11 protein-coding genes are annotated in these 15,752 nt (G+C 40.7%); 3 read left to right on the plus strand and 8 right to left on the minus strand.

Annotated elements, in window-relative coordinates:
- Window positions 1–71: 71 nt before the first annotated feature.
- Together pepQ and ATS74_RS06800 are read right to left on the minus strand one after the other, a co-directional pair.
- Window positions 72–1,394, minus strand: a complete 1,323-nt coding sequence (gene pepQ, locus ATS74_RS06795; protein ID WP_058548176.1) for a Xaa-Pro dipeptidase — start codon at window positions 1,392–1,394, stop codon at window positions 72–74.
- Between the two features lie 149 nt (window positions 1,395–1,543).
- Window positions 1,544–3,430, minus strand: a complete 1,887-nt coding sequence (locus tag ATS74_RS06800) for a transglycosylase SLT domain-containing protein (protein ID WP_058548177.1) — start codon at window positions 3,428–3,430, stop codon at window positions 1,544–1,546.
- A gap of 194 nt (window positions 3,431–3,624) precedes the next feature.
- Here ATS74_RS06800 and fadB point away from each other — a divergent pair, with 194 nt between their 5' ends.
- The 3 genes from fadB to tusA all read left to right on the plus strand — a co-directional run bounded on the left by fadB (window position 3,625) and on the right by tusA (window position 7,442).
- Window positions 3,625–5,784, plus strand: coding sequence for a fatty acid oxidation complex subunit alpha FadB (gene fadB / locus ATS74_RS06805; RefSeq protein ID WP_058548178.1), 2,160 nt, complete (start codon window positions 3,625–3,627; stop codon window positions 5,782–5,784).
- 4 nt (window positions 5,785–5,788) lie between these two features.
- Window positions 5,789–6,958 (plus strand): acetyl-CoA C-acyltransferase FadA, encoded by a 1,170-nt coding sequence (fadA, locus tag ATS74_RS06810; RefSeq protein ID WP_058548179.1) that lies wholly within the window; start codon window positions 5,789–5,791, stop codon window positions 6,956–6,958.
- A 244-nt stretch (window positions 6,959–7,202) separates the two neighbouring features.
- Window positions 7,203–7,442: a sulfurtransferase TusA gene (tusA, locus tag ATS74_RS06815; protein ID WP_058548180.1), complete on the plus strand. Its 240-nt coding sequence runs from the start codon at window positions 7,203–7,205 to the stop codon at window positions 7,440–7,442.
- On the opposite strand, the gene ATS74_RS06820 is transcribed toward tusA, so the two are convergent.
- From ATS74_RS06820 to gyrB, 6 genes are all read right to left on the minus strand, one after another.
- Window positions 7,443–8,192 carry an HNH endonuclease gene (locus tag ATS74_RS06820; RefSeq protein ID WP_058548181.1) on the minus strand — a complete coding sequence of 250 codons (750 nt, stop codon included), beginning with the start codon at window positions 8,190–8,192 and terminating at the stop codon, window positions 7,443–7,445. It abuts the gene before it with no gap.
- Window positions 8,189–9,547 (minus strand): AAA family ATPase, encoded by a 1,359-nt coding sequence (locus tag ATS74_RS06825; RefSeq protein WP_058548182.1) that lies wholly within the window; start codon window positions 9,545–9,547, stop codon window positions 8,189–8,191. Before ATS74_RS06825 ends, ATS74_RS06820 begins: the two co-directional genes overlap by 4 nt.
- 132 nt (window positions 9,548–9,679) lie before the next feature.
- On the minus strand, window positions 9,680–10,129 hold the full coding sequence (locus ATS74_RS06830; protein ID WP_058548183.1) for a hypothetical protein: 450 nt from the start codon (window positions 10,127–10,129) through the stop codon (window positions 9,680–9,682).
- A gap of 74 nt (window positions 10,130–10,203) precedes the next feature.
- The gene (gene glyS / locus ATS74_RS06835; RefSeq protein ID WP_058548184.1) at window positions 10,204–12,273 is read right to left on the minus strand and encodes a glycine--tRNA ligase subunit beta; all 2,070 of its coding nucleotides are present in this window, start codon (window positions 12,271–12,273) and stop codon (window positions 10,204–10,206) included.
- Between the two features lies 1 nt (window position 12,274).
- Window positions 12,275–13,177 (minus strand): glycine--tRNA ligase subunit alpha, encoded by a 903-nt coding sequence (gene glyQ / locus ATS74_RS06840; protein WP_058548185.1) that lies wholly within the window; start codon window positions 13,175–13,177, stop codon window positions 12,275–12,277.
- Window positions 13,178–13,318: 141 nt separating this feature from the next.
- Complete coding sequence (gene gyrB, locus ATS74_RS06845) at window positions 13,319–15,745, minus strand: DNA topoisomerase (ATP-hydrolyzing) subunit B (RefSeq protein WP_058548186.1); 2,427 nt, start codon at window positions 15,743–15,745, stop codon at window positions 13,319–13,321.
- Window positions 15,746–15,752: the final 7 nt, after the last annotated feature.

Genomic DNA, 15,752 nt, shown 5'->3' on the forward strand with positions numbered 1-15,752 from the left:
AAATGGGGCCAAAAGGCCCCTTTGTATTCGCGTATTTTAGCGCGTATTAGCTAACTCGTCTTTATAAGGATTTAGTCGAGCGCTAAATCACGAGTCATATTTTCTAGGCTATCTTCGTGAACAATAATGTTGTCTTCAATACGAATACCGCCATAAGGTTTAAATGTCTCAACTTTATCCCAGTTAATAAACTGTTTGTTGTCGGTTTGTGCTAAATCACCTAATAGTGAATCAATGAAATATAAACCCGGCTCTATAGTGAATACTTGGTTTTTCTCAATTTTTCGAGTACAACGCAAGAATGGGTGCCCTTCTGGTGACGGCTGATGCCCTCCTTTTTCATCACTCATAAAACCGCCCATATCATGAACTTGTAAACCTAAATGATGCCCGAGTCCATGCGGGAAAAAAGTAGACGTAATTTTACGCTCAACAATTTCTGCCGCTGGTAAGTTTACAATTTTGAAGTCGCTAAGAATTTGCGCAATACGGTTATGGCACTCAACATGTAAATCGCCATATAACATACCTGGTTTTAAACCTTTGCCTAACTCAATTTGCGTAGCCGTCATAGTATTAACAAGCTCAGCAAATTCACCCTGCTTTTTAAAATCGTATGTACGAGTAATATCAGCAGCGTAACCGTTGAAGTTTGCACCTGCATCAATTAAAAACGAATTATGAGTATGCGGCGCTTTAGGGTCAAAATGTGTGTAATGCAAAATAGCGCAGTTTTCGTTAAGCGCAACAATATTACCGTACGGCATTTCGTTTTCGCTTTGGCGTGTAGCCATAAGGTACGCTTGTTGAATATCAAACTCGCTACCACCGTTGTAAAACGTATCGCGTGCAGCTTTATGCCCGTCTACTGCAATGCGGTTAGCTTGGCGTAAACATTCAAGCTCGTACTGCGTTTTGTATGCACGATGAAAATGAAAGTAATTTAATACAGGCTCAGGGTTCATTAAACTAAAACCAAGTGCTTGTGCTACTTCAATGTACTCGCCCATATACGCATATTTAGCTTTATCGTATGGAAGTAGCTTTTCTACTTGATCAGGCTGTAGTAATAGCTCTATATCAAAGTACTCAGCCCAAAAGTCACGTGGCTCGTCAGGTACTTTATGCCAAAAATCAACTGGACGATAAAAAATAAGCTTTGGCTTATCGCTACCATTAACCACAATCCAGCAATGTGGATTATCTATTACAGGCAACCAAGCTTTAAATTGTGGATTAACTTTAAATGGGTAATACATGTCGTCTAAAAACTGGCGCTTAGCTTGGCCTGAGTGAATAACTAATCCCTCTAACCCTTCACGGTCACAAATTGTACGAGTACGCTGTTGCAGTGTTGCAATATGTTCGGCGTATAAAACGGCTAATTTATCCATTGTTAATCCATCTGTTAAATTTAACTTGCTTTGAGTCTACCACTTAAAGGCTGAGCGCTCAAAAAAGGGGGATATTTAACATGTAAATATCCCCCTTCTTAATGCTTATACCAATCGTGTTAAGTTATTACTCGGTGGGTATTATATATTCAACCACCCATTTTCATTTCAAGCAGCGGCGCAAGTATATTACCTTCTCTGCCCATTCGAGTGTGATACACCTGCCTATATGCAAATACATTTTTTACATAGTCGCGGGTCTCACGATACGGAATAAGCTCTACCCATAACTCAGCCGGAATTGCTTCATCGGGTAACCAACGTTTTATACGATGATACCCCGCATTGTAAGAAGCTGTTGCTAGTACTTCGTTGCCGTGGTTTTTCTTTTTTAAATACTGTAAGTAACTTGTACCTAATCTAATATTAGTTTTAGGCTGATACAAACGATTACTCGATACACTTCCTTTATTTACGTACTCAGCAGTACTTGGCAATAATTGCATTAACCCACGCGCATTAGCATGCGAGCGAGCATCGGGTGCAAACGAGCTCTCACGCCTTGCAATTGCAATACTCCAGGCTGGATCTATTTTGCTACGTTTGCTGTAACGCTCAAATACATCTTGATACGCAAACGGAAAACGCTGCTCTACATTATCCCACGCTTTTATTTTAGCAAGTGTAAAAATAGTGCTGTCGTGCCAACCTAAATCGGTAGAGAGTATTGATGCAGCTAACTTTTCGTCAGCACTAGAGGTATCCGTTAAGTAATTCCACTCACGACGCGCTGAGGTAAATCGTTCTATATCGTAAAGCGCCTTTGCACGTTTAAACCCTGGTGCATTGCTCACTTTATCTACCAACTTTTGATCAACCGCTAAAGGGTGGTTATTTAAATCAATAGGCAGCCCTAAACGCGCAGCAGCTAAAAAGCCGTAATAATCGCGATTAGCAGCCACTTTTTTCCAAATATCATCCGCTTTTTGTTGCTCGCCTCGTTTAGCGTAGCTATACGCTAACCAATATTGTTGGCCTAAGCTTAAATCTTCTTTGCCTGTAAAAAATGCAGCTATACCTTCCCAATCTTGGGTTTTGAGCATATTACCCAGCTGCCATTGTATTAACTTTTTATCTTGTCGGTCTTTAGGTACTTTATTTAACCAAAAGCTAGCTTGTTTGTGCCCGCTTGATGCAAGCGATAGCGCAAAGGTGTAATACACATCAGCCTTAGAAGCTTCGCTGTAGTTAAATATTTTTTCTAACTTTTCCCATGCTTTTAATGCAAGCTCTTTGTCGCGCCAAATTAAACGCTTAACCCCATAAAGGGCTATTTCGCCTTCTTTAGCCGATTTATTTTTATAACGATATAAACCAGCCGCTGCGCTTGGATCGCGGCGTACTTTTAAATATAAATCAGCTAAATAGCGTTCATTTTTAGGCAATAGTGTTTTTAAATAAGGTAATAAGCTTTGCGTACCGCCTTGCGCTGCGAGTGTAACGCGTTGCCATACGGTTTCTTCTTTCATGTAGCCTTTTTTCCGCCACTGAGAAAAAAGCGCATCACACTCATTGGGCTGCGACTTTCCAACAGCCCACAAATCAGTAACCTGATTAAAAATTGCTTTTTCAGGAGCCCCTAAATCAAGCTGAAAATCCAAATAAGTACACGTAAGCTCAGCATTTGAGGTTTGGCGATAATTACGAATATATGCCGCTTTTTTGTTTTTATCTTTTAAGTACTCTAACCACGCTTTTCGCACAGGCCATTCTAATGGCGTATGCTGATAAACAGTTAAGTAGTCTTCTATTTCGGCCTGGTATTTAAAGTTTGGGTTACGCTGCCAATAGGTTTTTTCAACATACGGTTTTAGCGGATGATTAAGTCCACTAACCGCTTCTTTAAAGTCTTGATAACTACCGTAACGTGCTTTTTTTTCAGCATCTAAAAATGCATCGTTATCGATACTCGCCCCGGCAGAGTAAAGAGGAAATATAAATGCAGCTGCCGCAACGTTTAATAAATATTTTTTCATAATGTCCTTTAATAAAAAATTAAAGCGATGACTAAAAACTTTCCATCACACCTTAGCACCAAACCAGCTATATTTTAACCAGCCGTTTGTAACCGAGTTAAATTTTTCGTTGCATTTTTAATTTAAAGCAAGCACACTGATTGAAATGCAAACTCATCGTACCAGTCTTAGTTCGTCAACTAGGGAGAATAATAATGTTATATAAAAGCGATTCCTTTGAAGTTAGCTTCCTTAAGGAAAACATCGCCGAGTTTAAGTTTTGTGTTGCAGGTTCTGTAAACACACTATCTCAAAAAACTCTTTCAGATTGCGCGGCAGCATTAAAAGAATTAGCCGCTAATACTGATATCAAAGGCATGATTTTTACCAGTGATAAAGACCACTTTATTATTGGTGCCGACATCTTCGAATTTTTACCTACGTTTACTAAACCAGAAGAAGAATTAGTAACGTGGATCAAAAACGCAACCGACGTTTTTGATGCAATCGAAGATCTACCATTCCCAACACTAAGCGCTATAAACGGTATGGCACTTGGCGGTGGGTGTGAGTGGGCACTTGCTACCGATTATCGTGTTGCAAGCGAAACAGCTAAAATGGGCCTACCAGAAGTTAAACTTGGCATAATGCCTGGTTTTGGAGGCACAGTGCGCTTACCACGCATCATTGGCGCCGATAACGCAATGATGTGGATTACCTCAGGCGCAGAAAACCGCGCAGCTGATGCCCTTAAAGTAGGTGCGTTTGACGCGGTAGTTAGTACTGACAAACTATTAGAGTCAAGCGTAGCAACACTTGAATTAGCAATTGCTGGCAAGTTAGATTGGCAAGCAAAACGCAACGTAAAACTACAGCCACTTAAATTAAACCGCGTTGAGCAAGGCATGAGCTTTGCTATGGCAGAAGGTATGGTCATGGGTAAAACCAAAGGCCACTATCCTGCACCGGTTATGGCAGTACGTACCATTAAAGCAGCGGCAAACTGTACTCGCGATGAAGCAATGGCAATCGAAAATGCTAACTTTGCAAAACTTGCGCGCACTAACGAAGCTGCAGCACAAACCGGTATTTTCTTAAATGACCAGTTCATTAAAGGCAAAGCACGCAAACTTGCTAAGCACAGCGATGTTGAAATTAAACAAGCTGCTGTATTAGGCGCAGGTATTATGGGCGGCGGTATTGCATACCAGTCAGCTTATAAAGGCACACCAATCATAATGAAAGACATCCAGCAGGATGCGCTAGATTTAGGTATGGGCGAAGCGTCTAAACTACTTGGTGCAAAAGTTAAACGCGGCCATATGCCAATGGAAAAAATGCTGGCAACGCTTAGCAAAATTAAACCAACGCTTAACGATGCCGACCTACAAAATGCCAACATTATTGTTGAAGCCGTAGTAGAAAACCCTAAAGTTAAGCAAGCCGTATTAGCTGATCTTGAAAAGAACATGCCTGAAGGCACTGTACTTACATCAAATACATCGACTATTTGTATCGACTTGCTTGCAGAAGCACTCGATAAACCAGAAAACTTCTGTGGTATGCACTTTTTCAATCCAGTGCCAAAAATGCCGTTAGTAGAAATTATCCGTGGTGCAAAAACTTCTGATAAAACAATTAACGCGGTAGTTGATTACGCCCTTAAACTTGGCAAGTCACCTATCGTTGTTAACGATTGCCCTGGCTTTTTTGTAAACCGAGTTTTATTCCCGTACTTTGCAGGCTTTAGCAAATTAGTTGTTGAAGGCGCTAACTTTGCAAAAGTAGATAAAGTAATGGAAAACGTATTTGGCTGGCCAATGGGCCCAGCTTACCTACTTGATGTTGTAGGTATTGATACGGCTTACCATTGTACTGGCGTAATGGCAGACGGTTTCCCTGAGCGTATGGCACGTGCAGAAAAAGATCCGGTAACTGTTTTTGCTAACGAAAAACGTTTTGGTCAAAAGAACAAAGCGGGCTTCTACAAGTACGAAACAGACCGCCGTGGTCGTCTTAAAAAATCAAGCGATGCAACAGCAGTTGAGCTACTAGCGCCAATTACTGATGCACCTAAAGAATTTGATAAACAAGAAATCATTGACCGTTGTATGATCCCAATGATCAACGAAGTACTACTTTGTTTACAAGAAGGCATTGTTGCTTCTCCTCAAGAAGCTGATATGGCCCTTGTATACGGCGTTGGTTTCCCTCCATTTAGAGGCGGCGCGTTCCGTTACTTAGATCAAACTGGTTTAGCTAACTTTGTTGCATCAGCAGACAAATATGCTCACCTAGGTGCGATTTACCAAGTATCAGAGCAAACTCGCAAATGGGCCGAAGAAGGTCGTGTTTTCTATAAGGTGGAAGGTTAATATCATGAATAATCCAGTAATTGTAGATTGTATCCGCACACCAATGGGTCGCTCAAAAGGCGGCGTATTTAAAAACAAGCGTGCGGAAGACTTAAGCGCTCATTTAATGAAGGGCTTACTAGAACGCAACCCAGCGGTTGATCCAGCATCAATCGACGACATTTATTGGGGTTGTGTACAGCAAACATTAGAGCAAGGCTTTAACGTTGCACGTAACGCATCACTGCTTGCGGGTATTCCACACTCAGTACCAGCTACAACCGTTAACCGTTTATGTGGCTCGTCAATGCAAGCATTGCACGACGCAGCACGCGCCATTATGACGGGCGCTGGCGACACTTACCTAATTGGTGGTGTTGAGCACATGGGTCACGTACCTATGACTCACGGTAACGATTTTCACCCAGGCTTAGCTACATCAATTGCACAAGCATCGGGTTCTATGGGCTTAACAGCTGAATACCTTGCTACTATTCACGGTATTAGCCGTCAACAGCAAGATGAGTTTGCTTATCGCTCACATCAACGTGCACATGCTGCAACAGTTGAAGGACGTTTCCGCCGCGAAATTTTAGCAATGGAAGGTCACGCAGCAGATGGCTCACTTATTTTAGTTGAAGATGATGAAGTAATTCGTCCTGAAACAACGGTTGAAGGTTTATCTCAGCTTCGCCCAGTATTTAACCCAGCTACAGGCTCGGTTACTGCAGGTACGTCTTCTGCTCTTTCTGATGGCGCATCAGCCATGTTAGTAATGAGCGAAGAAAAAGCAAAAGAGCTTGGCTTACCAATTCGTGCACGCATTAGAGCTATGGCTGTTGCAGGTTGCGATCCATCAATCATGGGTTACGGTCCAGTACCAGCAAGTAAAAAGGCACTTGCACAAGCCGGTATTACCATTGATGACATTGACGTAGCAGAACTTAACGAAGCATTTGCAGCACAATCACTGCCTGTACTTAAAGACTTAGGTTTAGCAGACGTGGTTGACGAAAAAGTGAATTTAAACGGCGGCGCAATCGCACTTGGTCACCCTCTAGGTTGTTCGGGTTCGCGTATTAGCACATCGCTTATTCACTTAATGGAAGACAAAAATGCAAAATACGGTTTAGCAACTATGTGTATTGGTTTAGGCCAAGGCATTGCCACTGTATTTGAACGTGTTCAAGACTAACGATTAGCTTAAACATGTAAACCATCTTGGTGATTAAAAAGGCGAACTGATGCAAATCAGTTCGCCTTTTTTTATTGTGCCACCAGCTAAATGAATAATGTGATCGGGTGTATTAAACTTATGCCAGATTGTTTTTTACTTTATTGGGCTGATTCGTTATATGCAAAATAGTTAACCCACAGGTTTATTTGCGCTAAACTACCCGACCTAACCAAGCCGCGACTATTTTTACAGGTAACTTTTTATGAGCTTTGATAACCCCGATCACCAATTAGATGCCATGGGCCTTCGCTGCCCAGAACCTGTAATGATGATACGCGCTGCTATTCGCAAAATTAATGAAGGCGAAACACTGCTTATCATTGCCGACGACCCATCAACCACCCGTGACATTCCAAGCTTTTGTACGTTTATGGATCACACGCTGGTGGCTACAGACGCCGATGAAGCACCCTATAGGTATGTGGTTAAGAAAGGGCTTTAGCTAAATTTTACCACCTGATTCTAGATTATCTCCATTTGGATGTTGTGAATTACTTGCACCAAACTCATCAAAGCATCCACTATCTTTAGTTCCTTTTACTGATTCTATAAATAATTTTTTTATATTTATCTCTTCTTCAAAAACTTTCATCCAAATACTAAAGAAACCATTTGATAGCATTTCTCGAACAATAGTTCTTTGTAGCGTTTTTTTGTCAACACAGTTTTGAAAATCTTCATATGCATTAAGTGCAATCATCCATACATTTAGTCTTTGGACCCTACGATCTTTAGCAACACCACTCAAATCAGAGTTAATACTATTATTTAGCCCTAATAGATTAATTGTATTTATTGCCAGTTGCCTATCATGCTCGCTTAATCCATCTTTTGGTTCGATAGTTCCATCTTGCTTATATTGAATAGCTCTGAAGGTATTATCTCTATCGGGGAGAAAAATAGATCCTAAATCGACCTCTTTAGCTCCCTTCGTAGAATTGCAATTCACACAGGCTAGTAAGAAATTACTCCACTCTTTTTGTAATTCGGGTTTTGCAAAGTCGCCGCTTTTAGGCTCAATATGTTCAACAGCTAAATTAGTTTGAATACACCTTTCACAATAGCTGCAGTATTGCCCAATTTTAATGCCACTCCATTCGCCGATTCCCACTCTATCTAAAAGGTAGTCAAAAGCGTCTTCATACCTATTAAATGCAGCAACTGGTGTTGCCCCCTTTTTTACTGGTCTCATAATTCAAAACCAGTTCTAGCTGTATATTTACGTTCTAGAAAAGCTTGATAAGCTGGGTTATCAGAGTAAGGTTTAATTAACTCAGCTAATTGAGTTTGATATTTTTGATGAAACTCCGATGGTGAAAGCCGATCATTATCTAACGTTTCTAAAAAGCTATGCGCAACTTCTTTTAGTAACTCATATTGAACAGAGACATCAGGCCTATTTACTCCCATGTTTTTAGCAATTTCTTCAATTCCTTTATTCGAATACTCAATCAAAGGCTCACCATCTAACATGATTAGTTCATCGCTTGATCTGAGAGATTGAATTAGAAATGGGGAGTGTGTTGTGCAAATAAATTGAATTTTGGGGAATACAGTTCTCAAATCTTCAATTACACGTCTTTGCCATTTTGGATGGAGGTGTAAATCAAGCTCATCAATTAGTACAACTCCTTCTGTTTTTTCGCAGACACTTTCTTCTAAATGAGGGTTCAATATTGCAGCTCTTCTAGCTATATCGCAAAAAAGTCCTAATATTGTCCTCTGTCCGTCACTCAAGTGCTCAAATGGTGTGGAGCTTCCATCTTCAAACCTAACCATTACCCTTGATTCATCAAAATCAAATCCAAATCCCACACAACTTTCTAAAGCTTTTTTGGCAGCATATTCGATCGCCATTTTCATTGGTGACTTTATTTTCTTTTGTAATTCTGCTAATTCAAGCTTCAGTAACCAAACAGCAATAGATTTATCATCTGCTCCAGTATGAAAACAATCTAAATAAGGTTCAAACCTTGAGTATTGCTTCTTTGCAGAATCTTCAATATCTATTTTATCTTTAGAGATCCACAGACGATCGCATTCATAAAAAGCAATCAAAGGTAAATCAAAATTAGTTCCTTTTTCAATGTAGTTGAGTACGTCACTTCCAAGTGTTGAAAGGTTTAATGAATACTCTTTCCCATTGTAGGTCTTCGTACCGCTATTTTGGTACTGAATAGTTCCGCTTATATATGTCTCACTACTTCCCTCAAAGCGAGTTCTTGTCCACTTTACTTTTCCATAAGTAAAAGTATTAAACCTATTAATAATAGGAAACTCACCTAACGCTTCAATTCTTGTAGTCTGTGCTTTATCAAAACGTCCGTTATTTTCGATCTCCCTAACCTCATCAAATTTAATTGGCCTCAGGTTATCATTACTCTTAATGTAGGCATGAGCCCAGCCAGCTAGGGAAATTGCTACACCTTTAAGCAGAGAGCTTTTACCGCAACCATTCACACCAACAATCAAATTAAATTCTGGATTCAATGTGAATTTTGAGTCGGAAAACAGTTTAAAGTTTTGAATGAAAATGCTGCTTAACATGGTGTTCGCTCTATACTAAATACAACTGAAATATGAAAGGACTATAGCATAAGAATATACAAACTCTGTAATTTAGGAGTCGATTAAGCCCACTATAAATTTATTTTTAGGGCTCAATAATTTTTAAAATATTTACTTCTTATTTATCGTCACTTTCGGCTCATCGTAGTCACTGTAATCAATGCTTACTATGTAGGTGCCTTTTATTGCGGGTGTATAGCTAAAGTAATTATAAATAGTATTACAGTCGGCAAGCGCTGGTTGGCCAAGTGTTAGTTTTTGCCCTTCAGGTTGTGCTTCGCTATAGCCACAGTTGTAGCCTTCACTAAAATCGGCATCGGCTATTTTAAACTCGTATACTTTACCTGGCGTGCTAAATTTAACTTCTGCTTGGTAGAGCGCAGGACCTACTGGCATAAATTGATACTGAGGCTCAGCATCCCAAAGCGTAAAGTCGCCTCTTAAGTAAATGGTTTTATCTAGCTCTTGTTGTGGCAGTACGTCGTTAATAGAAATTTGGCTAGTACAGGCTGTAAGTAATCCGGCAATAGCAAGGGTTAAAATTCGTTTCATTGGGGGCATCAGTGAGTATCCTCTACGTTCTGTGAAAACTAAAAAGCCAGCAAATCGCTGGCTTTTTAAATTGCTAAGTTAGCTTATTTTTGTAGTACAGAAATATCTGCAATACCTAAAAATAATCCGCTTAACTGGCTTAGTAGCGCAAGACGATTTTGCTTAACTGCTTCATCGTCGGCCATAACCATTACGTTGTCAAAAAAGTTATCAACACTTTGACGAATACCCGCTAATTGGCTTAATGCCTCTTGGTAGTTTCCATCGGCATAAAGTGGTGCAAGCTCAGTGGCAAATTTTGCCACTTGTGATGCTAATACTTTTTCAGCGTCGTCGCTTAATAAGCTCTCATCAACATCACCTTGGCTAGTAATATTGTTTTTAGCCAAAATATTACCTACACGCTTATTAGCCGCTGCAAGCGCTTCTGCTTCGTCTAATGTACGGAAATGGCTTACCGCTTTAACACGGCGATCAAAATCAACTGGCTTAGTCGGACGGCGTGCAAGCACAGCTTGAATTACGTCTACTTCAATACCTTCATCTTGATACCATGCGCGAAAACGCCCTAGCATAAAATCAAATACATCCGTTGATACATTTAGATTAGTTAACTTATCGCCAAACAATGTTTGTGCTTTTGCTACTAGGTCTAAAATATCCAGCGGAAGTTCTTTTTCTACCATGATGCGTAGAGCACCAATAGCAGCACGACGAAGCGCAAATGGGTCTTTATCACCTTTTGGTGCTTGGCCTATACCAAAAATACCCACCAGCGTATCAAACTTGTCTGCAATCGCTACCGCGCAGCTAATTAGGTTTGTAGGTAAGTTATCGCCTGCAAAACGTGGCATGTATTGCTCGTTTTGTGCAATAGCTACATCTTCTGCTTCGCCATCAAAGCGTGCATAGTGCATACCCATTACACCTTGCACGTCGGTAAATTCCATTACCATTTCGGTCATTAAGTCTGTTTTACTTAATAGGCCAGCACGTTTTGCAAGGTCTTTGTCGGCGCCTAACTGCTCAGCAATGTATCCAGCAAGTTCGCTAATACGTACAGATTTATCTTTAAGCGTACCTAACTGCTTTTGGAATAAAACGGTATCAAGCGACTCTAGACGGCTTTCTAATGTTTTCTTTTTATCAGTTTCAAAGAAGAATTGTGCATCAGCTAAACGTGGGCGCACTACTTTTTCGTTACCTGATATAACCACACTTGGATCTTTACTTTCGATGTTAGATACAAACAAAAACTTATTTAAAAGTTTGCCGTTTTGATCTAATAACGGGAAGTATTTTTGATCGTCCTTCATGGTGTAAATTAGCGCTTCGGCTGGTACATCTAAAAATGCTTCTTCAAATGTAGCTGTTAAAGTAACTGGCCACTCTACAAGTGATGTTACCTCTTCTAGTAACTCTTCATCCATCGCGACAACAGCGTTAACTGCGCTTGCTGCCTCTTCTATTTGTATACGTATTTGCGCTTTACGCTGCTCGTAGTCAGCAATAACGTAGGCTGATTTTAATACGTCGAACACGTCATCTGCATGGTTAATGGTAATTTTTTCTGGATGATGGAAACGATGGCCTTGTAGTTGGTTACTTACTTGTTTACCAAGTATTTCGCCTTCTAGTAACTCACTACCAAATAAAATAGTTACTGTATGAACTGGGCGAATAAATTGTGTTTTATTCGCGCCCCAACGCATAGGCTTAGGGATTGGTAATTTACTTAATGCTTTAGCGATGGCATCTGTCATTAGCGCTTTAGTTTCTTGCCCTGCTACTTTAGCAATGTGCAATAACCAAGCACCTTTATCGGTTTCAAGTGTTTGCGCTTCACTTACGTCAATACCACAACCACGTGCCCAACCCATAGCTGCTTTAGTTGGGTTACCTTCACTATCAAACGCTGCCTTTGTAGCTGGGCCGCGCTTTTCTACTTCTTTGTCTTGTTGCTTAGCTTCAAGCGATTTTACTTGTAAACCCAAACGACGAGGCGATGCATACCAACTTACACCTTGGTGTGCTAACTCTAGTGTTTCTAGCTCTTGAGTTAAATTTGCAGCAAAGGCTTCTGCTAATTTACGCAGTGCTTTTGGTGGCAACTCTTCGGTGCCAATTTCTACTAATAAATTTTGTGCTGACATTTTACTTATCCTTACACAGCGGGAAACCAAGCGCTTCACGTGCATCGTAATAACTTTGTGCACACGCTTTAGATAACGCACGAACGCGTAAAATATAACGCTGACGTTCTGTTACCGATATTGCGTGGCGAGCATCTAACAAGTTAAATGCGTGCGATGCTTTCATTACTTGCTCGTATGCAGGTAGTGGTAAGTTAGCTTCAATTAACTTTTGGCTTTGGGCTTCACACTTATCAAACTGTGCAAATAAGTCTTCTACGTTTGCATGTTCAAAGTTATAAGTAGATTGCTCTACTTCATTTTGATGGAACACGTCGCCGTATGTTACACGCCCTAGTGGACCGTCAGCCCATACTAGGTCGTAAATGCTATCTACGCCTTGAATGTACATTGCTAAACGCTCTAGGCCGTAAGTAATTTCACCTGTTACTGGTGAGCACTCTAAGCCGCCTACTTGCTGAAAGTAGGTAAACTGAGTTACTTCCATACCGTTTAACCAAATTTCCCAACCTAAGCCCCATGCACCTAGCGTAGGTGATTCCCAGTTATCTTCTACAAAGCGAACTTCGTGAGTAAGGGTATCAATACCCATTGCCGCTAACGAGCCTAAATAAAGCTCTTGGATGTTATCTGGCGATGGCTTAAGTACTACTTGAAATTGGTAGTAATGTTGTAAGCGATTTGGGTTTTCGCCATAGCGACCATCCGTAGGACGACGACATGGCTGAACGTACGCGCTCGACATTGGCTCTGGGCCAATCGATTTTAAAAATGTTTGCGGGTGGAATGTCCCTGCGCCCACTTCCATATCAAGTGGTTGAATAATGACACAGCCTTGCTGCGCCCAATAATCCTGTAAAGCCAGGATCAAACCTTGGAAGGTTTTAACGTCATATTTTTGCATATTTGGCTTTTTACTATCTGAGAAGTAGCGTGAAAATTACCCTCAGTATACCTTGTGCACACTCAGGTTTTAAGCAGTTTGTGCGGTTGATAAAATAAAAAAGGAGCCATTAGGCTCCTTTTAAGATGTAAGTATAATTTTTTACACGTCTAAGTTAACTACGCGTAGTGCGTTAGTTTCAATAAAGTCGCGACGAGGCTCAACTTGATCGCCCATTAATGTTGCAAACAATTGATCCGCAGCAACTGCGTCTTCAATAGTTACTTGTAACATACGACGAGCGCTAGGATCCATTGTAGTTTCCCACAGTTGGCTAGGGTTCATTTCACCTAATCCTTTATAGCGTTGAATATAGATCCCGCGCTTAGATTCTGTGATCAACCATTCCAAAGCATCCACAAAGTTATCAACAGGTTTTGTTTTCTCACCACGTTGAATATATGCGCCTTCACCAAGGATATTTGCAATGTTAGTACCAGTCACAGCAATGCGTTGGTAGTCACGTGATGCAATAAAGTCATGATGAAGTACGTGTGCTTTATCAACACCGTGCTGGCGAATATTCACAACCGGGAAGTATAGGTTGCGCTCTGCGTCATGCTCAGTACCTGCATGGAAAATTGTTGCATCTTCATCACGTTCAATAAGGTCATCAACAAGTTCTTTAGTCCAAGCTATTACTTTAGCTTCGTCTGAAAGGTCATCTGTTTTCAGTTCGCTTTGATAAATTAAACGTTCCATTACCGTATTAGGGTATTTACGTTTTAAGCGCTCAATTACTTTAACTGTGTTTTGGTAATCATGAACGATTTGCTCAAGTGCTTCACCTTCAATCGCACTTGCATCTGCACTTGTATAAAGTGCGGCATTATTTAGTGCTAATGAAGTTAAGTAATCAACGAGTGCTGGATCATCTTTAATATAACGCTCTTGCTTACCTTTTTTCACTTTATAAAGCGGCGGCTGTGCAATGTAGATATATCCACGCTCAACAATTTCCGGCATTTGACGGTAGAAGAAAGTAAGTAGTAGCGTACGAATGTGAGAACCATCCACGTCCGCATCGGTCATGATGATGATACGGTGATAGCGTAGTTTTTCAGGATTATATTCATCGCGGCCAATACCACAACCTAATGCAGTAATTAGCGTTGCTACTTCTTGCGAAGATAACATTTTGTCAAAACGCGCTTTTTCTACGTTTAAAATTTTACCTTTAAGCGGAAGAATAGCTTGGTTTTTACGGTTACGTCCCTGCTTGGCTGATCCGCCAGCAGAGTCCCCTTCCACTATGTATAGTTCAGACTGGGCTGGGTCTTTTTCTTGGCAATCGGCAAGCTTACCTGGTAAGCCAGCTAAATCCATTGCGCCTTTACGACGTGTCATTTCACGTGCTTTACGCGCAGCTTCACGAGCACGAGCAGCGTCAATAATTTTACCGACAACAATTTTGGCATCCATTGGATTTTCTAATAAGAAATCAGTGAATTTTTCAGCCATTGCTTGTTCAACTGCAGATTTAACTTCGCTTGATACTAGCTTGTCTTTCGTTTGTGATGAGAACTTAGGATCAGGAACTTTAACGCTAACAACTGCAGTTAAGCCTTCACGTGCATCATCGCCCGTTGCATTACTGGTTGTTTTAGCTTTTTTGTTAAAGCCTTCTTTTTCCATATAGTTATTAAGTGTACGTGTTAGCGCAGATCTAAAACCGGCTAAGTGAGTACCACCATCACGTTGTGGAATGTTGTTTGTAAAACAGTAGATGTTTTCTTGGAAGCCATCGTTCCACTGCATTGACACTTCAACGCTAATACCATCTTCTTCACGTTCGTGAGTAAAGTGGAATACACCTTTATGTACCGGTGTTTTATTACGGTTTAGGTATTCAACAAATGCCTGAATACCACCTTCGTATTTAAAGTGGTCAGATTTATTTTCTTCACGCTCATCACTTAAGATAATACTAACGCCAGAGTTCAAGAATGAAAGCTCGCGTAAACGCTTAGCTAAAATATCATAATGAAAATCTAGGTTTGTGAATGTTTCGCCGCTTGGCCAAAAACGTAATTCAGTACCTGTTGTTTCAGAGTCGCCAATAATAGCTAGCGGTGCATCTGGCACACCCATAGTATAAAACTGCTGATGAAGTTTTCCTTCACGGCGAACTGTAAGCTTTAACTTTTCAGAAAGCGCATTTACAACTGAAACACCAACACCGTGTAAGCCACCTGATACTTTATAAGAGTTATCATCAAACTTACCACCAGCATGAAGTACCGTCATGATAACTTCGGCTGCTGATACGCCTTCTTCTTCATGGATAGAAGTTGGGATACCACGACCGTTATCTCGTACTGAGACAGAACCGTCTAAGTGAATAGTTACATAAATATCATCACAATGACCTGCTAAGGCTTCATCGATAGAGTTATCAACTACTTCAAACACCATGTGGTGTAAGCCTGTGCCATCATCGGTGTCCCCTATATACATTCCAGGACGCTTTCTTACTGCGTCTAATCCTTTAAGTACTTTAATACTCGACGAGTCATAATTCTCAGACATGGTTAAT

Origin of the sequence: Pseudoalteromonas sp. H103, from assembly GCF_001469205.1 — a bacterium.
GTDB lineage: Bacteria > Pseudomonadota > Gammaproteobacteria > Enterobacterales > Alteromonadaceae > Pseudoalteromonas > Pseudoalteromonas carrageenovora.

Bases quoted from the DNA above. Each gene is read 5' to 3' on its own strand.
- pepQ (WP_058548176.1), bottom strand. From the start codon at position 1,394: ATGGATAAATTAGCCGTTTTATACGCCGAACATATTGCAACACTGCAA.
- ATS74_RS06800 (WP_058548177.1), bottom strand. From the start codon at position 3,430: ATGAAAAAATATTTATTAAACGTTGCGGCAGCTGCATTTATATTTCCT.
- fadB (WP_058548178.1), top strand. From the start codon at position 3,625: ATGTTATATAAAAGCGATTCCTTTGAAGTTAGCTTCCTTAAGGAAAAC.
- fadA (WP_058548179.1), top strand. From the start codon at position 5,789: ATGAATAATCCAGTAATTGTAGATTGTATCCGCACACCAATGGGTCGC.
- tusA (WP_058548180.1), top strand. From the start codon at position 7,203: ATGAGCTTTGATAACCCCGATCACCAATTAGATGCCATGGGCCTTCGC.
- ATS74_RS06820 (WP_058548181.1), bottom strand. From the start codon at position 8,192: ATGAGACCAGTAAAAAAGGGGGCAACACCAGTTGCTGCATTTAATAGG.
- ATS74_RS06825 (WP_058548182.1), bottom strand. From the start codon at position 9,547: ATGTTAAGCAGCATTTTCATTCAAAACTTTAAACTGTTTTCCGACTCA.
- ATS74_RS06830 (WP_058548183.1), bottom strand. From the start codon at position 10,129: ATGCCCCCAATGAAACGAATTTTAACCCTTGCTATTGCCGGATTACTT.
- glyS (WP_058548184.1), bottom strand. From the start codon at position 12,273: ATGTCAGCACAAAATTTATTAGTAGAAATTGGCACCGAAGAGTTGCCA.
- glyQ (WP_058548185.1), bottom strand. From the start codon at position 13,177: ATGCAAAAATATGACGTTAAAACCTTCCAAGGTTTGATCCTGGCTTTA.
- gyrB (WP_058548186.1), bottom strand. From the start codon at position 15,745: ATGTCTGAGAATTATGACTCGTCGAGTATTAAAGTACTTAAAGGATTA.